17 protein-coding genes are annotated in these 18,900 nt (G+C 69.0%); 3 read left to right on the forward strand and 14 right to left on the reverse strand.

What is annotated here, in order from left to right; all coding sequences use genetic code 11:
• The 4 genes from E5198_RS15915 to E5198_RS15930 all read right to left on the reverse strand — a co-directional run.
• Positions 1-911: aldehyde dehydrogenase family protein (locus E5198_RS15915; RefSeq protein WP_136490979.1), on the reverse strand; the 911-nt coding region annotated here is incomplete at its 3' end.
• 65 nt (positions 912-976) lie between these two features.
• The gene (gene phnX / locus E5198_RS15920; RefSeq protein ID WP_136490980.1) at positions 977-1,804 is read right to left on the reverse strand and encodes a phosphonoacetaldehyde hydrolase; all 828 of its coding nucleotides are present in this window, start codon (positions 1,802-1,804) and stop codon (positions 977-979) included.
• Positions 1,805-1,845: 41 nt separating this feature from the next.
• Complete coding sequence (locus E5198_RS15925; protein WP_136490981.1) at positions 1,846-3,162, reverse strand: MFS transporter; 1,317 nt, start codon at positions 3,160-3,162, stop codon at positions 1,846-1,848.
• Positions 3,163-3,335: 173 nt separating this feature from the next.
• The gene (locus E5198_RS15930; RefSeq protein WP_136490982.1) at positions 3,336-4,505 is read right to left on the reverse strand and encodes a 2-aminoethylphosphonate--pyruvate transaminase; all 1,170 of its coding nucleotides are present in this window, start codon (positions 4,503-4,505) and stop codon (positions 3,336-3,338) included.
• Positions 4,506-4,634: 129 nt separating this feature from the next.
• On the opposite strand from E5198_RS15930, the gene E5198_RS15935 reads away from it, so the two are divergent.
• Complete coding sequence (locus E5198_RS15935; protein ID WP_136490983.1) at positions 4,635-5,534, forward strand: LysR substrate-binding domain-containing protein; 900 nt, start codon at positions 4,635-4,637, stop codon at positions 5,532-5,534.
• A 52-nt stretch (positions 5,535-5,586) separates the two neighbouring features.
• Here E5198_RS15935 and E5198_RS15940 read toward each other — a convergent pair whose 3' ends face one another.
• From E5198_RS15940 to E5198_RS15965, 6 genes are all read right to left on the reverse strand, one after another.
• Complete coding sequence (locus E5198_RS15940) at positions 5,587-7,257, reverse strand: bifunctional protein-serine/threonine kinase/phosphatase (RefSeq protein WP_136490984.1); 1,671 nt, start codon at positions 7,255-7,257, stop codon at positions 5,587-5,589.
• A 129-nt stretch (positions 7,258-7,386) separates the two neighbouring features.
• Positions 7,387-8,598 (reverse strand): NarK/NasA family nitrate transporter, encoded by a 1,212-nt coding sequence (locus E5198_RS15945; RefSeq protein WP_136490985.1) that lies wholly within the window; start codon positions 8,596-8,598, stop codon positions 7,387-7,389.
• 429 nt (positions 8,599-9,027) lie between these two features.
• Positions 9,028-9,510 carry a cytochrome C gene (locus E5198_RS15950; RefSeq protein ID WP_136490986.1) on the reverse strand — a complete coding sequence of 161 codons (483 nt, stop codon included), beginning with the start codon at positions 9,508-9,510 and terminating at the stop codon, positions 9,028-9,030.
• Positions 9,511-9,630: 120 nt separating this feature from the next.
• Positions 9,631-10,425 (reverse strand): ABC transporter ATP-binding protein, encoded by a 795-nt coding sequence (locus E5198_RS15955; protein ID WP_136490987.1) that lies wholly within the window; start codon positions 10,423-10,425, stop codon positions 9,631-9,633.
• 10 nt (positions 10,426-10,435) lie between these two features.
• Positions 10,436-11,428, reverse strand: a complete 993-nt coding sequence (locus E5198_RS15960; RefSeq protein WP_136490988.1) for an ABC transporter permease — start codon at positions 11,426-11,428, stop codon at positions 10,436-10,438.
• 59 nt (positions 11,429-11,487) lie between these two features.
• The gene (locus E5198_RS15965) at positions 11,488-12,858 is read right to left on the reverse strand and encodes a CmpA/NrtA family ABC transporter substrate-binding protein (protein WP_136490989.1); all 1,371 of its coding nucleotides are present in this window, start codon (positions 12,856-12,858) and stop codon (positions 11,488-11,490) included.
• A gap of 457 nt (positions 12,859-13,315) precedes the next feature.
• Between E5198_RS15965 and E5198_RS15970 the strand changes: the two genes are divergently transcribed.
• The gene (locus tag E5198_RS15970; protein WP_136490990.1) at positions 13,316-14,248 is read left to right on the forward strand and encodes a 1-phosphofructokinase family hexose kinase; all 933 of its coding nucleotides are present in this window, start codon (positions 13,316-13,318) and stop codon (positions 14,246-14,248) included.
• Between the two features lie 83 nt (positions 14,249-14,331).
• Here E5198_RS15970 and alaC read toward each other — a convergent pair whose 3' ends face one another.
• Positions 14,332-15,558, reverse strand: a complete 1,227-nt coding sequence (gene alaC / locus E5198_RS15975) for an alanine transaminase (protein WP_168772545.1) — start codon at positions 15,556-15,558, stop codon at positions 14,332-14,334.
• 205 nt (positions 15,559-15,763) lie between these two features.
• Between alaC and E5198_RS15980 the strand changes: the two genes are divergently transcribed.
• Positions 15,764-16,063 (forward strand): hypothetical protein, encoded by a 300-nt coding sequence (locus E5198_RS15980; protein WP_136490992.1) that lies wholly within the window; start codon positions 15,764-15,766, stop codon positions 16,061-16,063.
• Between the two features lie 105 nt (positions 16,064-16,168).
• On the opposite strand, the gene E5198_RS15985 is transcribed toward E5198_RS15980, so the two are convergent.
• The 3 genes from E5198_RS15985 to E5198_RS15995 form a co-directional block, all read right to left on the reverse strand.
• Entirely contained in the window at positions 16,169-16,747 is a 579-nt protein-coding gene (locus E5198_RS15985) for an ANTAR domain-containing response regulator (protein WP_136490993.1), read from the reverse strand.
• A 17-nt stretch (positions 16,748-16,764) separates the two neighbouring features.
• Positions 16,765-17,976, reverse strand: a complete 1,212-nt coding sequence (locus E5198_RS15990) for a CmpA/NrtA family ABC transporter substrate-binding protein (protein WP_136490994.1) — start codon at positions 17,974-17,976, stop codon at positions 16,765-16,767.
• Between the two features lie 211 nt (positions 17,977-18,187).
• On the reverse strand, positions 18,188-18,900 hold a 713-nt coding region (locus E5198_RS15995), incomplete at its 5' end, for an aconitase family protein (protein ID WP_256659171.1).

An 18,900-nucleotide genomic window follows, 5' to 3' on the forward strand; every position in this document is an offset into this window, starting at 1 on the left:
GGGCAGGTGCACACCTCGCCCTGGTTGAAGAAGGCCAGCACCAGGCCCTCGGCGGCCTTCTCGATGAACGCAGGCTCCGCCTGCATGATGTCTTCGAAGAAGATGTTCGGCGACTTGCCGCCCAGCTCGACGGTGCTGGGGATGATGTTCTCGGCGGCGCACTTGAGGATATGCGACCCCACCGGAGTCGATCCGGTGAAGGCGATCTTGGCGATGCGCTTGCTGGTGGCCAGCGCCTCGCCGGCTTCGCGGCCGAAGCCCTGCACCACGTTGAGCACGCCCTTGGGCAGCAGGTCGCCGATGATCTCCAGCAGCACGGTGATCGACAGCGGAGTCTGCTCGGCCGGCTTCAGCACGATGCAGTTGCCGGCGGCCAGCGCCGGGGCCAGCTTCCAGGCGGCCATCAGCAGCGGGAAGTTCCACGGAATGATCTGGCCGACCACGCCCAGCGGCTCGTGGAAGTGGTAGGCGGCGGTGGTGTCGTTGATCTCGGCGGCGCTGCCTTCCTGGGCGCGGATGCAGCCGGCGAAGTAGCGGAAGTGGTCGGCGGACAGCGGCACGTCGGCATTCAGGGTCTCGCGCACGGCCTTGCCGTTGTCCCAGGTCTCGGCGACGGCGAGCACTTCCAGGTTCTGCTCGATGCGGTCGGCGATTCTGAGCAGGATGTTGGCGCGGTCCTGTACCGCGGTGCGGCCCCAGGCGTCGGCGGCGGCGTGGGCGGCGTCCAGCGCCAGCTCGATGTCTTCGGCGGTGGAGCGCGGGAATTCGGCGATGTCTTCGCCGGTGATCGGCGTGGTGTTGGTGAAGTAGCGGCCGTTGACCGGCGCGACGAACTCACCGTTGATGTAGTTGCCGTAGCGCGGCTTGAAGGAAACGATGGCACCGGCGGTGCCCGGTTGTGCATAGATCATCTGGCGGCCTCTGTTGTCGGTCTTGTGGCGAAGGCCGGGGCCGCCGCAGCGGCCCCGGAGCGGCATCAGCAGCCTTGCGGCGTCTCGCCGCGCTGCAGGCGGGCGTTGATGTCGTCGATCACCGCCGGCAGCTCGGCGATGGTGTCGATCAGGTAGTGCGGGCGCGCGCCCTCGAACAGCTGGGCGATGCGCGCCCGCTCGGCGGCGCGGCGCTCCTCCGGCAGCGCCTGGTACTCGGCGTAGGTCAGGCCGAGGGCGTTGCCGGACATGGTCAGCGCCACCGTCCACATGCCGGCGCTGCGCCCCTCGAGGATGCCCGGCCAGGTGTCGTCGACCTTGACGCAGGCGGCGACGTCGCTGATGCCGAGGGCGATCACGTTGGCCAGCGCCTGGGCCGGGTGCGGACGGCCGTTGGGCACCTCGTCGGTGGCCACCACGTGGTCGGCGAGGTAGCCGTTGCTGGCGGCCAGCTTGACCACCTTGTCCATCACCACCGCCGGGTAGCCCGAGCAGGAGCCGATCTTCAGGCCCTTGCCGCGCAGCGCGGCGATGGCTTCCAGGGCACCGGGGATCAGCGCCGAGTGCTCGGCGATCTTCTCGATCTGCAGCGGCATGAAGCGCTCGTAGATGGCGGTGACGTCGGCGTCGCTGGGCAGGCGGCCGAAGCGCGCCCGGTAGCGTTCGGCGATCTCAGGCACGTCGCACAGGGTGCGGATGTGGTCCCACTTGCCCATGCCCATCGGCCCGCGCGCCTCGGCCAGGCTGACCTCGATGCCGAACTCGGCGAACGCCTCGACGAAGATCTGGGTCGGCGCGAAGGAGCCGAAGTCGACCACGGTGCCGGCCCAGTCGAGGATGGCGGCTTGCAGCTGGGTGGGTGCTTGATAGTTCATTTCTGGTTACTCCGGATGACGACGGATAAAGGAATTGGGGCTCAGGCCAGGGCCTTGCGCGGGCTGCCGGCCGCGGCGGGTTCGGCGCTGGCCTGCGGCCGGCTGTTCCAGTGCGGGATCAGCAGCACGGTGGCCACCAGCGCGGTGACGGTGAAGCAGAGGAACACGGTTTCGGTGTCGAAGTAGCCGGGCAGCAGGCCACCGAGGATGGCGCCGGTGGAGCCGCAGCCGTTGACGAAGCCCGAGGCGGTGCCGGCGGCGCCCTTGCTGTAGTCGATGGCCGCCGAGCTGCTGATCATTGAGTCCGGCCCGTACAGGGTCAGGCCCATGAGAAACAGCAGGCCGACCACCAGCAGCACGCTGCCGCTCTGCATGGCCGGGACGAACAGGGCGAGCACCACTGCCAGGGCCAGCAGGCTGAGCACGCAGGCCGGGAAGCGGCGTGCGCCGAACAGCCGGTCGGAGAGCAGGCCGATCAGCACCGGGCCGACCAGGCCGGCGACCTCGAACGCCGACGGCACCAGCGCGGCGGCCACCTTGCCCAGCTCCGGCATGCGCTCGTAGACCATCACCGGCCCCCAGAACAGGATCGCGTAGCGCGCCGGCTTGAGCAGGAAGTAGGCCAGGCCGAGCACCAGCACGGTGCGGTTGCGCAGGATGGTGCGCAGCGACTCCCAGAAGCCCGGGTGCTCGCCCACCGCGGCGTGCTCCTCCTCCACCGCCGGCAGGCCGACGTCCTGCGGGCGGTTGCGCTGCAGCCAGAGGAACAGCACGGCGACCACTGCCACCACCGCTGCGCCGGAGACGAAGGCCATGCGCCAGTCGCCGAATGCCTGGTAGGCCCACCAGCCGGTGAAGGGCGCGGCGACCAGACCGCCGAAGGCGTAGCAGCTGCTCCACAGGCCGAGCACGCGGCCACGCTCGCGGGTGGCGAAGAAGCAGCCGATGTTCTTGCACAGCCCCGACCAGCCGGTGGACTGCGCCAGGCCCTGCACCACCATGCAGGTGGCGAAGATCGGCAGGGTGGCGAAGGTGCCCATCAGCAGGGCGGCCAGCGCCGAGACCAAGAGGCCGCCGAACACCACCACGCGGGTACCGAAGCGGTCGGCGAACACGCCCCAGACGAACTGGCCGACGGCGTAGGCGCCGAGGTACAGAGCGTCGAGGTTGGCCATGGCGGCCTTGTCGAGGCTGAAATCGGGGTCCTCGCCGATGCCGAGCTTGGCCACCGAGAAGGCCTTGCGAGTGAAGTAGAAGGCGGCGTAGGCCAGCCAGGTGATGGCGAAGATCTGCCAGCGCCAGCGCTGGAGATCGCTGCTGAACAATCGGAAGGACGAACCGCTCGCGTGCTGCGTCATGAATCTGGCCTCTTTTGCTTGTAGGAATCGGCAGTTCAAAGCTGGAAGTCGTTCTTGTTATCGCGCCGGGCGCCACGTGCGAAGGACCGTCGATCGGTCTCGCGCGTGCCGCCGTGGGGTGGGCTGCCGCGAGCCAGCGGGGCTCGCGGCCTGCGGTTCAGGCGGCCTGCGTTTCAGGCGGCCGGGCCGCGGATGTCCACCTGCATGGCCGCCAGCGATTCGGCGATGGCGCGCAGCAACTGCTGGACGATGCCCTCGTCGATCTGGCCGATGTGGCCGATGCGGAAGCTCTCGGCGAGGGTCAGCTTGCCGGGGTAGATGATGAACTGGCGCTGTTTCAGCTCGTCGTAGAAGCGCTTGAACTCGAAGTTGGGGTGCTCGGGGCAGAAGAAGGTGGTGATGATCGGCGACAGCCAACGGTCCTCCAGCAGGGTGCGGAAGCCCAGGGCGCGCATGCCGGCCACCAGCACGTCGCGGTTGCGCGAGTAGCGCGCCAGGCGCCCGGCGACGCCACCCTCGGCGCGGTGCTGCTCGAGTGCGGCGCGGAAGGCCACCACGCTGTGGGTCGGCGGGGTGAAGCGCCACTGGCCGCTGCGCTCCATGTACTGCCACTGCTCGAACAGGTCGAGGCTCAGCGAGTGGAAGCGCCCCCTGGACTGCTCGAGCAGATCGCGGCGGGCGATGACGAAGCCGAAGCCGGGGATGCCCTCGATGCACTTGTTGGCCGAGGACACCAGGATGTCGAAGGGAATGGCGTCGACGGTCAGCGGCACCGCGCCGAACGAGCTCATGGCGTCGACCATCAGCAGCTTGCCGTGCGCCTTGACCACCGCGGCGATCTCGCGCAGAGGATTGAGGATGCCCGAGCTGGTCTCGCAGTGGACCAGGAACACCGTGGTGACGTCGGGGTTGTCGCGCAGCAGCTGGTCGACCTCCTCAGGCTGCGGCGGCAGGTAGTCGCCCTTGTCCAGGCTGACGTGGGCGCGACCGAGGTAGTCGAGGGTCTGCCGCGCGCGCTTGCCGTAGGCGCCGTTCATCAGCACCAGCGCCTTGCCGTCGCGCGGCACCGCGGCGGCCAGCGCCGCCTCGACGGCGAAGGTGCCGCTGCCCTGCACGGGCACGCAGACGTAGCTGTCGTCCGCCACCCCGGCCATCGCCACCAGCTCGCGGCGGATCTCGGCGGTGACCTGGTTGAACTCGCCGTCCCACGAACCCCAGTCGCGCAGCATGGCCTGCTTGGTGGCCAGCGAGGTGGTCAGCGGGCCGGGGGTGAGCAGGTAGGGCTCGCCCAGCGCCGGCGCGGGCAGCGGCTGGGATGTGGCGATGAATTCGGCTTTGCTCATGATCGTCTCCTGTTCGGTAGGACGCAGCGGGTGACTGCCTGGCGACGATCAAACCAATTCGGCACTAATAAATAAAATCGTTTTATGATATTTCAAAAACAACTACAGCTTATTACTGCGAGAAATCCGATGGCGATCTCCCATGCCCAGCTCAAGGCCTTCCACGCGGTGGCGGTGCACGGCGGCTTCACCCGCGCGGCCGAGCGCCTGTTCCTCAGCCAGCCGGCGATTTCCGACCAGGTGCGCAAGCTCGAGGAACTCTACGGGGTGCAGCTGTTCCACCGCACCAAGCGCTCGGTGCAGCTCAGCGAGCTGGGCGAGCGCCTGCTGGCCATCACCCAGCGGCTGTTCGCCGCCGAGGGCGAGGCCGAGGAGCTGCTGTCCAGCTCGCGCGCCCTGCGCAGCGGCCAGCTGACCCTGGCGGTGGACTCGCCGGTGCATGTGCTGCCCTATATCGCCCGCTTCAACGCGCGCTACCCCGGCATCCGCATCAGCCTGGTCACCGGCAATACCGACGAGGCCCTCGGCCGCCTGTTCGACTACCGCGCCGACCTGGCGGTGCTCGGCCGCCCGGTGGAGGACGCGCGCCTGCTGTGCCAGACCCTGAGCAGCGGCCCGCTGGTGGCCTTCGTCGCGCGCAGCCATCCGTGGGCGCAGCGCCACGACATCGTCCTGGCCGACCTCGACGACCTGCCGATGGTGCTGCGCGAGCAGGGTTCGATGACCCGCCAGCTGCTCGAGGAGGAGATGCAGCAGGCCGGCCTGCGCCTGCGCCCGGCCATCGAGGTCGAGGGCCGCGAGGCGGTGCGCGAGCTGGTGCTGGCGGGTATGGGGGTGGGCGTGGTGTCGGCGGCGGAGCTGGGCGAGCACCCGCAGGTGCACGCGCTGCCGATCCGCGACTGCCGGCGGCAGATGACCGAAACCCTGGTGTGCCTGCGCGAACAGCGTACGCGGCGGATCATCGATACCTTCCTGCAGATGGTCGACGAGGCGCTGGCCGGTTCGCCGCGGGCCGCCGCGCAACAGTGACCGGCCCGGCCAAGCGCCGGGACGCAATGGCCGGCCCGGGCCGGGCGGCAGGCTACGGCTTGAGTGCCATCACCAGCAGGATCAGGTTGACCAGCAGCGAAACCAGCGCCAGGCCGCGCCAGAACTTCAGCGGCTCGCGTTCGAGCAGCGGGCGGGCGGGCAGGTCGCGGGCGCGGCGCTCGCCCTGGTCGAGGGCCAGCAGCCATTCCTCGGCGGTCTCGAAGCGCTGGGCGGGATTGCTCGCCAGCGCCCTGAGCAGCAGCTCGTCGAGCCAGGCCGGCAGGTCCGGGCGGTAGCGGCTGGCGGTGGTCGGCGCCTTGTTGGGCGGCTGCTGGAACGGCTCCAGTTCGCCGTAGGGATACTGGCCGGTGAGCAGGCGGTACAGGCAGACGCCGGCGGCGAACAGGTCCTGGCGCGGCTCCGGCGCGGCGCCGGCGAAGGCTTCCGGAGCGATGTAGCTGGGCGTGCCGGGCAGGCTGTGCGCCTCGTCGGCGGACAGGCCGGGGCAGTAGGCGAGGCCGAAGTCGAGCAGCAGCAGCTCGCCGCCGTCGCCGACCAGCAGGTTCTCCGGCTTGATGTCGCGGTGCAGGATGTTGCGCCGGTGCAACTGGCCGAGGGCGCGCAGCAGGCTGCGCGAGATCTGCAGCCAGTCGGCCAGCGGCAGCGGCCCCTGCTGCTCCAGACGGGCGGCCAGGGTCTGCCCGGAGTACTCGCGCATGACGAAGTACAGGTGCTGGCGCTGCGGCAGGCCGTGCACCTCGGGGAAGCCGAGGCCGGCGACCCGGCGCAGGAACCATTCCTCCTGCAGCAGCGCCTGCTGGGCGCCGGGCTCATCGCTGCGGCTTCCCGGCAGGGTCTTGAGCAGCCAGGGACGGCCCTGGCCGTCGCGCACCCGGTACAGCAGCGACTGGCGGCTCTCGGCGAGCAGGCCTTCGACCCGCCAGCCCTCGAAGTCCTGGCCGTCGCGCAGGCGCGGCGGCAGCGGCCACTCGGGCAGGCTGGCGAGGGCGTCGGCCAGGCTGGCTTCCGGCAGTTCGTCGATGCGCACCACCACGGCGCTGGCGTTGTCCTGGCTGCCGGCATGGTGGGCGGTGGCGACCAGGGCATCGGCGATCGCCTGCGGCTCGCGCTCGGTGGCGAGGATGTCGCGGATCACGCCGTCGTCGAGGGTCGCCCAGATGCCGTCGCACAGCAGCAGGAAGGTCTCGCCGGCCTGCAGGTCGCCGTCCAGGTAGTCCATCACCAGGTGCTGGTCGAGGCCGAGGGCGCGCTTGAGCACGTGCTGCATGCCCTCCTGCTCCCAGACGTGCTCGCAGGTCAGGCGCTGCAGCCTGCCGGCGTGCCAGCGGTAGGCGCGGCAGTCGCCGACGTGGGCGAGGGTGAAGCGCCGCCCGCGCAGCACCAGGGCGGTGAGGGTGGTGAGCAGCGGCTGGCCACCGCCGGCGCTGTGCAGCCAGCGGTTGTGGGCGACCAGCAGGCGATCCAGCGACTGCGCTACCGGCCAGGTTTCCGGGGTGGCGTAGTAATCCAGCGCCAGCGCCTGCAGGGTGGCGCGGGCGGCCAGACCGCCGTCGGCGCACTGGCTGACGCCGTCGGCCAGGGCCAGCAGGTGGCCCTTGCTGGCGGCCAGCGCCGGCGCCGGGGTCACCACGCGGATGGCGTCCTGGTTCTCGGCTCGCGGGCCGGTGGCGCTGGCTTCGCCGATGGTCAGGTGCAGGGGCATGGGACGGTCCTGTCAGGTTGGGGGCGCAATGGTGCGCATGGCGCACCCTGCATGCGACGGGTGACGCAGGTCAGTAGGGTGCGCCGCGCGCACCAGAGGGGCGTCCCGGTGCGCAGCGCATATACAGTCCTAGACCCGCGCCGCGGTCACCGCCGCCGAGCCCCAGGTGGTGCGCCAGCGCAGCTTGACGCTGTGCAGGCCGATCCAGGCGACCACGCCGAGGGCGGCGAACAGCCACAGGCCGAGCTGGTAGTCGCCGGTGGACTGCTTGACCGCGCCCAGGCCCGCGGTCAGGGCGAAGCCGCCGATGCCGCCGGCCATGCCGATCAGCCCGGTCATCACGCCGATGGTCTGGCGGAAGCGCTGCGGCACCAGCTGGAACACCGCGCCGTTGCCGGCGCCCAGGCTGAGCATGGCGACCACGAACAGCGCCAGCGCGGCGGTCGAGCTGGGCAGGTTGAAGCCGACCGCGGCGATGCACAGCGAGGCCACGGTGTACATCACCAGCAGGGTGCGGATGCCGCCGATGCGGTCGGCCAGGGCGCCGCCCAGCGGGCGCAGCAGGCTGCCGGCGAACACGCAGGCGGCGGTGTAGTAGCCGGCCTTGACCGGGTCGAAGCCGTACTGGTCGTGGAAGTAGCCGGGCAGTGTGCTGGCCAGGCCGAGGAAGCCGCCGAAGGTGACGCTGTAGAACAGCATGAACCACCAGCTGTCGCGGTCGGTGAGCGCCTTCAGGTAGTCGCCGAGCGCCTTGGGCTTGGGCCGCTCGGGGGCGTTCTTCGCCACGGCGGCGAAGATGATCAGGGTCAGCACCAGCGGGATCAGCGCCAGGCCGAACACGTTGTTCCAGCCGAAGGCGCTGGCCAGCAGCGGGGCGAACAGCGCGGCGAGCACGGTGCCGGAGTTGCCGGCGCCGGCGATGCCCATGGCCTTGCCCTGGTGCTGCGCCGGGTACCACTGCGAGGCCAGCGGCAGGGCGACGGCGAAGGAAGCGCCGGCGAAGCCGAGGAACAGGCCGAGCAGCAGGGCCTGCTGGTAGCTGTGCACGCCGTGCAGCCAGGCCACGGCGAGGGCGGCGATGACGATCGCCTGGCCGACCAGGCCGGCGGTCTTCGGCGAGGTGCGGTCGGCGAACAGGCCCATCAGGAAGCGCAGCACGGCGCCGGCGAGGATCGGCGTGGCGACCATCATCGCCCGTTGCTGGGTGGTCAGGCCGAGGTCGGCGGCGATCTGCACGCCCAGCGGGCCGAGCACGTACCAGACCATGAAGCTCAGGTCGAAATAGAGAAATGCGGCGAACAGGGTTGGCGTGTGGCCGGCTTTCCAGAAACTCGTGTTCATCTGACACCTCGGATCCAAAGTTCGCAAAAGACCGGGGGCTGGCGCGCAAGCGAGCCTGGTCGGCAGGCCGCGCCAGTCCCCCGGATAACGCCGGGCTTGTGGCCGGGCGCTGGTGGCAGAGCCACCGCTGGGGGAAAGGGTCACTGGGCCGCTGCGCGGATCACGCGGCAGCGGCCCGCCCCGGGCATTGGGGCGTGAAACGAAAAAGGCGTCGCAGCACGCCAGCCGGGGCTGGGTGATGCGACGCCTTTGTCGTCAGTGCGGCAGCCGCCATTGGCTGCCGTTGCCAGAGCTTCAGCAAGAGCTGTGCCAATGTGCCGAGGGCTTGGAAAATGGCCGTCTGGGGTTCACCAGAGGAGTCGGGCGTGATTCAAAAGAGGGCGTGGCGGCGCATCGTGCGCCGCCACGGGGCGTCCGGCGGGCTGCCGGCTATTTGCTGGCGGCCGGCGGCATGGGGAACATCACCACCGGCCCCTCCGGCGTGTCGCCGGGCGGCAGCGCCATGGGCGCCGGCTCGCCGGCCGGGCCGAGGTGCTTGACCAGCTGGTAGATGGCGCGCAGGTCCTCGTCGGTCATGTGGTGCAGGGTCTGGTTGGGCATTGGCGGGCGGTAGTTGGCGCTTCGCGCCAGCGCCAGCCACTGGCTCTCGCTGAGCTTGGGCAGCACCAGGCGCAGGTTGCTGGGGTAGGTGGTGCCCCAGGGGCCGTACCAGCCGAGGCTGTCGCCCTTGAGCCAGTCGCTCTCGGCCACCTTGCCCGGCGCCATCAGGTAGCCGGAGGTGTGGCAGTCGTTGCAGCCGGAAATCTGCACCAGATAGCGGCCGCGTTCGATCAGGTGCTCGTCGGCCTGGGCCGGGAGCAGGGGAAGGGCCGCCAGCAGGGCGACGGGGAGCAGGGTACGCAAGGGCAGCATGGAGATCTCCTGTCGAGGCTGGCCGCTTCAACAGGTATAGCGCGATGCCATCGACCAGCCGCCCTTGCATGCGCCTGGCCGATCAGCGGTTGCGGCCAGGCGCATGCGGCAGGACGGGTGTCAGGCGGCCGGGCGCTTCTGGCGCTGGTAGAGGAACTCCAGCACCGCGGCGCGGTACTCGTGGTAGCGCGGATCGTGGGCCAGGGCCATGCGCTCGCGCGGGCGGGCCAGGTCGACGTCGAGGATGTCGCCGACGGTGGCCGCCGGGCCGTTGCTCATCATCACGATGCGGTCGGAGAGCAGCACGGCCTCGTCGACGTCGTGGGTGATCATGATCACCGTGTTGCCGAGGTCGGCGTGGATCTCCATCAGCGAGTCCTGCAGGTGGGCGCGGGTCAGCGCGTCGAGGGCGCCGAACGGCTCGTCCATCAGCAGCACCTTGGGCTGCATGGCCAGCGCGCGGCCGATGCCGATGCGCTGCTTCATGCCGCCGGAAATCTCGCTGGGGCGCTTGTCGCGCGCGTGGGTCATGTGCACCAGGTCGAGGTTGTACTCGATCCACTCGCGCATTTCCGCCTTGCCCTTCTTGCCCCTGAACACCTGCTGCACGGCAAGTTCGATGTTCTGGTAGCAGGTCAGCCAGGGCAGCAGGCTGTGGTTCTGGAACACCACCGCGCGCTCCGGGCCGGGGGCGTTGACCTCCTTGCCGTCGAGGATCACCCCGCCGGTGCTGGCCTGGTAGAGGCCGGCGACGATGTTGAGCACGGTGGACTTGCCGCAGCCGGAGTGGCCGATCAGCGAGACGAACTCGCCCTTGGCGATCTTCAGGTTGACGCCCTGCAGGGCGCAGAACAGGCCCTTGTCGGTGGGGAAGCTGATGCCGACGCCGGTCAGTTCGAGGTGTGCGTTGTTCATGACGATCTCCTTAGCGCAGGTCGGCGTTCTTGTCCCAGCTGACGCGGCGTTGCAGGCCGAGCATGAGACGGTCGAGGACGAAGCCGATCAGGCCGATGGTCAGCACGGCGACCATGATGCGGCCGAGGGAGTTGGAGCTGCCGTTCTGGAACTCGTCCCAGATGAATTTGCCCAGGCCCGGGTTCTGCGCCAGCATCTCGGCGGCGATCAGCACCATCCAGCCGGTGGCCAGCGACAGGCGCAGGCCGGTGAAGATCATCGGGATGGCGGCGGGCAGCACGATGCGGCGCACGTGGTCGAGCGGCGACAGGCTGAGCACGCGGCTGACGTTGAGCAGGTCCTTGTCCAGGTTGGCGACGCCGACCGTGGTGTTGATCACCGTCGGCCACAGGCAGCACAGCGCCACGGTGAAGGCCGAGGTGACGAAGGACTTGGCCAGCAGCGGGTCGGCGCTGGTGTACACGGCGCTGACCACCATGGTCACCAGCGGCAGCCAGGCCAGCGGCGACACCGGCTTGAACACCTGGATCAGCGGGTTGATGGCGCTGTAGATCGGCTTGCTCAGGCCGCAGACGATGCCCAGCGGGATGGCCAGCAGCGAGGCGAGGGCGAAGCCGGTCATCACCGTGTACAGGCTGGTGAGGATCTGCTTGAAGAAGGTCGGCTTGCCGGTGTACGGGCGCACGCTCACCTTGGCGTCGGGGTCCTTGGCCAGCCGCTCGGCATTGCGCGCTTCCTGGCGGGCGTAGAAGTCGTCGGCCTTGCGCTGCTCGGCGACATGCTCCTGCACCAGGCTGGTGAACTGGCCGACCACCTGGGTCGGGCCGGGGAACTTGCCCAGGCTGGTGTCGATGCTGCCGGCGACGACCTGCCAGAACAGCAGGAAGGCCAGGATGCCGGCGGCGGGCAGCAGCAGGGCGGGCATCCAGCGCTGGATCAGCGCGGCCTTGTGGGCGGACTTGATGGTGTCCTGGATCGGTTTGGCGACGGCGGGATTGCTCATCGTCTGGTCCTCGGGGCTGAGGGGAGCCGGCGTGGCCGGCTCCCGGGACGGATCGGGCATCACAGCGCGGAGTCGGCCTTAAGGCCGATCTTGAACTGCTCGATGTACGCGTTCGGCTTGCGCCCGTCATAGGTGAGGCCGTCGATGAAGTCGCTGCTCGGCGCGCGGAAGCCTTCCTCGCCGGCCGGCGGGAAGTCGGAGGCCTTGGCCTTGCCCTCGGCGACCAGTTCGGCGGCGGCCGCCTGGTAGGTCTGCGGCTGGTAGACCTTCCGGGCGGTCTCGAAGTACCAGCTGTCCGGCTGGTTCTCGCCGATCTGGCCCCAGCGGCGCATCTGGGTCAGGTACCAGATGGCGTCGGAGTAGTAGGGGAAGGTGGCGTTGTAGCGGAAGAACACGTTGAAGTCCGGGACTTCGCGCTTGTCGCCCTTCTCGTACTCGAAGGTGCCGGTCATCGAGTTGGCGATCACCTTGGCGTCGGCGCCGACGTACTCGGGGCGGGCGAGGATCTGCACCGCCTCGGCGCGGTTGGCGTTGTCGTTCTCGTCCAGCCACATGGCGGCGCGGATCAGCGCCTTGACCAGGCGCTTGTGGGTTTCCGGGTTGGCGTCGGCCCAGGCCTTGGACACGCCGAGGACCTTCTCCGGGTTGTTCTTCCAGATCTCGTAGTCGGTGATCACCGGCACGCCGATGCCCTTGAATACCGCCTGCTGGTTCCACGGCTCGCCCACGCTGTAGCCGCTGATGGTGCCGGCCTCGAGGGTGGCCGGCATCTGCGGCGGCGGGGTCACCGAGAGCAGGGCGTCGGCGCTGATGGTGCCGGTGATGTCGCCCTTGGCGGGAGCGTAGTAGCCGGGGTTGATACCGCCGGCGGCCAGCCAGTAGCGCAGCTCGTAGTTGTGGGTGGAGACCGGGAACACCATGCCGAGGTTGAACGGCTTGCCCTGGGCCTTGTACTGCTCGATCACCGGCTTGAGCGCGTCGGCCTTGATCGGGTGCACCGGCTTGCCGTCCTGCATCGGCACGTGCTTTTTCATCTCCTCCCATACGGCGTTGGACACGGTGATGCCGTTGCCGTTGAGGTCCATGGAGAAGGCGGTGACCACCTCGGCCTTGGTGCCGAAGCCGATGGTGGCGCCCAGCGGCTGGCCGGCCAGCATGTGCGCGCCGTCCAGTTCGCCGGTGATCACCCGGTCAAGCAGCACCTTCCAGTTGGCCTGGGCCTCGAGGGTGACGTACAGGCCTTCGTCCTCGAAGTAGCCCTTCTCGTAGGCGATGGCCAGCGGCGCCATGTCGGTGAGCTTGATGAAGCCGAGCTTGAGTTCTTCCTTCTCCGGATCGGCGGCCAGGGCGGCGGAGCTGGCCAGCGGGGCGAGCAGCAGGGCGGCGGCCAGGGCATGCTTGATGAAACGACGGTGACTGCGAATGTGCATGGCGATTTCCCAAAGGTCAGAAACGAAAAAAGACGTCGCAAGCGCGCCGATCCTGCAGGGATCAGCTGGCTTTTGACGTCTTTGTCAGTTCGTCCCGATCACCGCCGTTGGCGATCCGAAGACGGATGTATCGTCACCATTGCAAGGGACTTGCCAGTTTTGCTGTGGCGCTCGAGTCGGGCCGTGAAAGCCCGGCCGAAGATCCGGCATGGCAGGTGATTAGCTGGAAAATCAACGGGTTGGTGCGGGCGCCGGGGGCGGGCCAGGCGAGCGTGCGGCAGATACCGTGGCACCGTCGTGGGCCAGGGCTGTGCAGCGAGCGGACAGCGGGGGCCGTTTTGGTTCATCGCCGGCCGCGTGGTGCTGCCTTTTGCGCCGCGAGTGGCGCAGCCTTGAGGCACAATGGAAGCAACACGAACCGGGAGTCCCGCTGCGGCGGGCCAGTCTGGAGCCTCCGATGCCGCGCATTGCCACCCTGACCCTCAACCCGGCGATGGACCTGTCCACCGCCACCGCCCAGGTCGAGCCGACCCGCAAGCTGCGCTGCAGCCTGCCGCGCTACGATCCGGGCGGCGGCGGCATCAACGTGGCGCGGGTGGTCGCCGAGCTCGGCGGCGACGTCGTGGCGGTCTATCTGGCCGGCGGGCCGTTCGGCGACATGCTCGAGCGCATCCTCGCCGCTCTGGCGCTGCCGCAGCTGCGCGTGCCGATCGCCGGCGATACCCGCGAGAGCTTCACCGTCGACGAGACCGCCACCGGCCGGCAGTTCCGCTTCGTGCTGCCGGGCCCGGAACTGTCGGCGGCCGAACAGCAGGCCTGCCTGGACGCCATCGCCGCGCTCGATCCCGCGCCAGAGTTCATCGTCCTCAGCGGCAGCTTCCCGCCCGGCGTGGCGCTGGCTTACTTCGACGCAGTGGCCGCGCTGGCGCGGCGCATCAAGGCGCGGCTGGTGCTCGACTGCTCGGGCGAGGCGCTTGCCTACGCCGCCGGACGCGGCGGCATCCACCTGCTCAAGCCGAGCCTCAGCGAGCTGGCCACCCTGATGGGCGGCAAGGTGGAGGGCGCGGCGGCGCAGGAAGCGGCGCTGCGCGAGCTGATCGGGCGTGGCGTGGCGGAGGTCATCGTGCTGTCGCTGGGTGGCGAGGGCGCCGTGCTGGCCAGCCGGGAGGGCATCGAGCGCTTCCCGCCGCTGGATGTGCCGGTGTGCAGTGCGGTGGGTGCGGGTGACAGCATGGTCGGCGCCATGGTCCTCGCCCTGAGCCGGGGCTGGAGCCTGCAGGAGGCGGTGCGCTACGGCATCGCTGCCGGCTCGGCGACCATCATGCGCCCGGGCACCGAGCTGTGCCGGGCGGAGGATGTGGCGCGGTTATACGGAGGAGGCGAGGGGTAGGGTGGACAACGGCGCAGCCTTGTCCACCGTCGACGACTCCAGGGTGGGAAATGCCTTCGGCAGTTTCCCACCCTACCCGTGGATCAGCTGTCGCCCTTGACCGCCTTCGGCGGCAGCAGGCCGTCGGCGCGGAACATCGCCTTGATGCCGCGGATCGCCTGACGGGTGCGGTCGAGGTTCTCGATCAGCGCGAAGCGCACGTGGTCGTCGCCGTAGTCGCCGAAGCCGATGCCGGGCGAGACGCAGACCTTGGCCTCGGCCAAGAGCTTCTTGGAAAACTCCAGCGAGCCGAGGTGGGCGTAGGCTTCGGGGATCTTCGCCCAGATGTACATCGACGCCTTGGGCTTCTCCACCATCCAGCCGATCTCGTGCAGGCCCTTGACCAGCACGTTGCGCCGCTCGCGGTACTTCTCGGCGATCTCGTGCACGCACTGCTGGTCGCCTTCCAGGGCGGCGATGGCGGCCACCTGCAGCGGGGTGAAGGTGCCGTAGTCGTGGTAGCTCTTGATCCGCGCCAGGGCGCTCACGAGTTCTTGATTGCCGACCATAAAGCCGATGCGCCAGCCGGCCATGTTGTAGCTCTTCGACAGGGTGAAGAACTCCACGGCGACGTCCTTGGCGCCCGGCACCTGCATGATCGACGGCGCCTTCCAGCCGTCGTAGACGATGTCGGCGTAGGCCAGGTCGTGCACCACGAGGATGTCGTGCTGCTTGGCCAGCGCCACCACGCGCTCGAAGAAGTCCAGCTCCACGCACTGCGCAGTGGGGTTGGAGGGGAAGCCGATGATCATCATCTTCGGCTTGGGAATCGCCTCGCGGATCGCCCGCTCCAGCTCGGCGAAGAAGTCGACGCCGGGCACCAGCGGCACCGAGCGCACTTGGGCGCCGGCGATCACCGCGCCGTAGATGTGGATCGGGTAGCTGGGGTTGGGCACCAGCACGGTGTCGCCGTGGTCGAGGGTGGCCAGCATCAGGTGCGCCAGGCCTTCCTTGGAGCCGATGGTGACGATGGCTTCGCTGTCCGGGTCGATGTCGACCTGGTAGCGGTCCTGGTACCAGCGCGAGATGGCACGGCGCAGGCGCGGGATGCCGCGGGAGGTGGAGTAGCCATGGGTGTCCTCGCGCTGGGCGACCTGCACGAGCTTTTCGACGATGTGCGGCGGGGTGGCGCCGTCGGGGTTGCCCATGCTGAAGTCGATGATGTCCTCGCCACGGCGGCGGGCGGCCATCTTCAGCTCGGCGGTGATGTTGAAGACATAGGGGGGGAGACGATCGATGCGCGCAAAGCGGCGCTTGCCGTGGTCGGCCATGATTTCCTCGGAATACGTAAGCGCCCGGAACCGTCCGAGCGACGTTGGCCAGTGCGCTGGCCTGCGCGGAGCAACATACGCCGGCCGCTAGTCGGCTGCAAGCGCTGTAATGGTCGAAGGGCGGCGGCGTGTCGGCAAGGTGGGCGACAGAAGCTGGCCCGGTTAGTGCTGGGGGCCTGTACTTTCCACAACCATGGTGCAGTTCATGAAAGCAGTCAGCCTCAGGGTCGGGGCGCAGCGCTCGGCCGGCAGCGAATTCCTCGACACCTGTTTCGGCGGCAAGGCGCTCAGGATCACGGTGACCAGCAACCCGGACCAACTGGTTGCCGACCGGGCGCTGCCGGCAGGCGATGATGTGCAGGTGGCGAGGCTGGACAACCCCTACCGGCTGACCCGCGACCTGACCAACATCCTCGGCTCGGCGAAGTCGGGCGACGCGCTGGTGCTGGTCTGCTGCGAGGGCAAGCTGTACCGGGCGACGCTGAAGTATCTCGGTCTGGTCTGAGGCGTCTGTCAGGATCGCGCCACTGCTGCAGGGCGTGTCGGTATTGCGACCAGTCCGGGGCTGCGCCCACGCCGATGCATGGGCGGCATCGCCAGGGGGATGCGCTCAGTTACCGAGCATCTCATGCATCGAGATGATCTGCTCGGCCACCTGGATCAGCTTCTGCTGCTTGCTCATCGCCTGGCGGCGCATCAGGGTGTAGGCCTCTTCCTCGTTGCACTGGCGCATCTTCATCAGCAGGCCCTTGGCCAGTTCGATGCGCTTGCGTTCGGCGAGCTGCTGGTCGCGGGCGTTGAGCTGGGCACGCAGGGCCTGGTCGCTCTCGAAGCGGGCCATGGCCACGTCGAGGATCGGCTGCAGGCGCTGGGCATGGATGCCCTCGACGATGTAGGCGCTGACCCCGGAGCGGATCGCCTGGCGCATCACGCCGGGGTCGTGCTCGTCGGTGAACATGACGATGGGGTGCGGCTGGTCGCGGCTGAGCAGGCAGACCTGCTCCATCACGTCGCGGCCGGGCGATTCGCTGTCGATCAGGATCACGTCGGGGCGCACGGCGGCCACCCGCGCCGGCAGGTCGACGGTCAGCCCGGACTCGTCGATCACCTCGAAGCCGGCTTCGTTCAGCGCGCTCTTCAGGCGGCCGACCTTCCTGGCGGTGTCGTTGATCAGGAGGATGCGCAGCATGGACATGTCTCCCGCTATCAGAGGGCCAGCTTCTGGCGTTCGGCCAATGCGTGCAGGTCGAAGCTGCGCGCGTAGCCGGCCGGATCGCTGCCGTCCCAGACCCTGCCATCCTGCAGAGTGGAGCGGCGCATGGCTGCCGGCACGGCGATGCCCAGCGCGCCGGCGGCCTCGCGGTACAGCGCGAGCTGGTGCACCTGGCCGACCAGTTCATGGTACTGCGGATCGTCGCGCAGCAAACCCCAGCGGCGCAGCTGGGTGAGGAACCAGATGCCGTCGGACAGGTAGGGCATGTTCACCGCGCCGTCGGCGAAGAAGCGCAGCGGGTGGGCGTCCAGCCAGGCGTGGCCGAGGCCGTCCTGGTACTGGCCGAGAAAGCGCGGCTCGAGGGTGGCGACCGGCGCGTTGACGTACTCGGCGGCGCTGAGCAGCTGGGCGGTGCTGCGGCGGTTTTCCACGCTCTGGTCGATGAAGCGGCAGGCCTCGAGCAGGGCCATGGTCAGGGCGCGGGCGCTGTTGGGGCATTCCTCGGCGAAGGCGCGGGTGACGCCGAGCACCTTCTCCGGGTGATCCGGCCAGATCGACTGGCTGGTGGCGACGGTGAAGCCGAGGTTCTCGTCCACCGCGTGGGCGCCCCAGGGGTCGCCGGCGCAGAAGCCGTCGATGCGCCCGGCGCGCAGGTGGGCGACCATCTGCGCCGGCGGCACCACCACGCTGTGCACGTCGGCGAGCGGATGGATGCCTTGGCTGGCCAGCCAGTAGTACAGCCACAGGGCGTGGGTGCCGGTGGGGAAGGTGTGGGCGAGGGTCAGGCGCGCACCGCTCTGGTGCGTGCGTGCGCGCAGCGCCTCGCCGCTGGTCACGCCGGCCTCGCGCAGGGCGCGGCTCAAGGTGATCGACTGGCCGTTCTGGTTGAGGCCCATGAGGATGGCCATGGGCGTGGCCGGGCTGCCGAGGCCGAGGTGGATACCGTAGACCTGGCCGTAGAGCATCTGCGCGGCGTCCAGCTGGCCGCCGAGCAGCTTGTCGCGCAGGCCGGCCCAGGAGGCCTGGCGGCGCAGGTTGAGGGTCAGGCCGTAGGGCTGGGCGAAGCCCTGGGTGGCGGCGACGATCAGCGGCGCCGAGTCGGCCAGGGCCATGAAGCCGAGGTCGAGGACGTTCTTTTCCGGGGCGTCGGAGCCGGCGGCCCAGGCCAGGGCGTCGGGGCGTGGCGTTGCGTGGTTGTCGGTCATCGCGTGTGTTCCATCGCTGCACAAAAAAGCGCCGTACCGGCCATCGCTCTGGGCGACAGTCGGGTACGACGCCATTGTCGGGGAACGGCTCCGCCGTTGGAGCGTTCGGATGGTCACGACGAAGCAAGCGCTGTGCCACATGGCGGGTAGAAAAGAAAAAGCCCCGCACGGGGCGGGGCTTCTTCCTACAGCGGTCTAGCGCCTACCGGGCTCAGGCCTGCAGCACCGGGATGTTGGCCTTGGCCGCGGCATCGCGGTACTCGGCCATCTGGTCGAAGGACAGGTAGCGGTAAACGTCGGCAGCCATGCTGTCGATGTTCTTCGCGTATTCCATGTACTCCTCAACGGTCGGCAGCTTGCCGAGGATGGAGGCGACAGCCGCCAGCTCAGCAGAAGCCAGGAACACGTTGGTAGCGTCGCCCAGGCGGTTCGGGAAGTTACGGGTCGAGGTGGAAACCACGGTCGAACCGGTCTGTACGCGAGCCTGGTTACCCATGCACAGCGAGCAGCCCGGCATTTCCATGCGCGCGCCAGCCTTGCCGTAGATGCCGTAGTAGCCTTCCTCGGTCAGCTGGTGGGCGTCCATCTTGGTCGGCGGAGCCAGCCACAGACGGGTCGGAATGCCACCCTTGACCTTGTCCAGCAGCTTGCCGGCAGCGCGGAAGTGACCGATGTTGGTCATGCAGGAACCGATGAACACTTCATCGATCTTCTGACCGGCAACGGTGGACAGCAGGCGAGCGTCGTCCGGATCGTTCGGAGCGCAGAGAACCGGCTCCTTGATCTCGGCCAGGTCGATCTCGATGACGGCGGCGTATTCGGCGTCGGCATCGGCGGACAGCAGCTTCGGATCGGCCAGCCAGGCTTCCATGGCCTGGGCGCGACGCTCCAGGGTACGGGCATCGCCGTAGCCTTCGCCGATCA

Source organism: Pseudomonas sp. A-1, assembly GCF_004801855.1.
Taxonomy (GTDB): Bacteria; Pseudomonadota; Gammaproteobacteria; order Pseudomonadales; family Pseudomonadaceae; genus Geopseudomonas.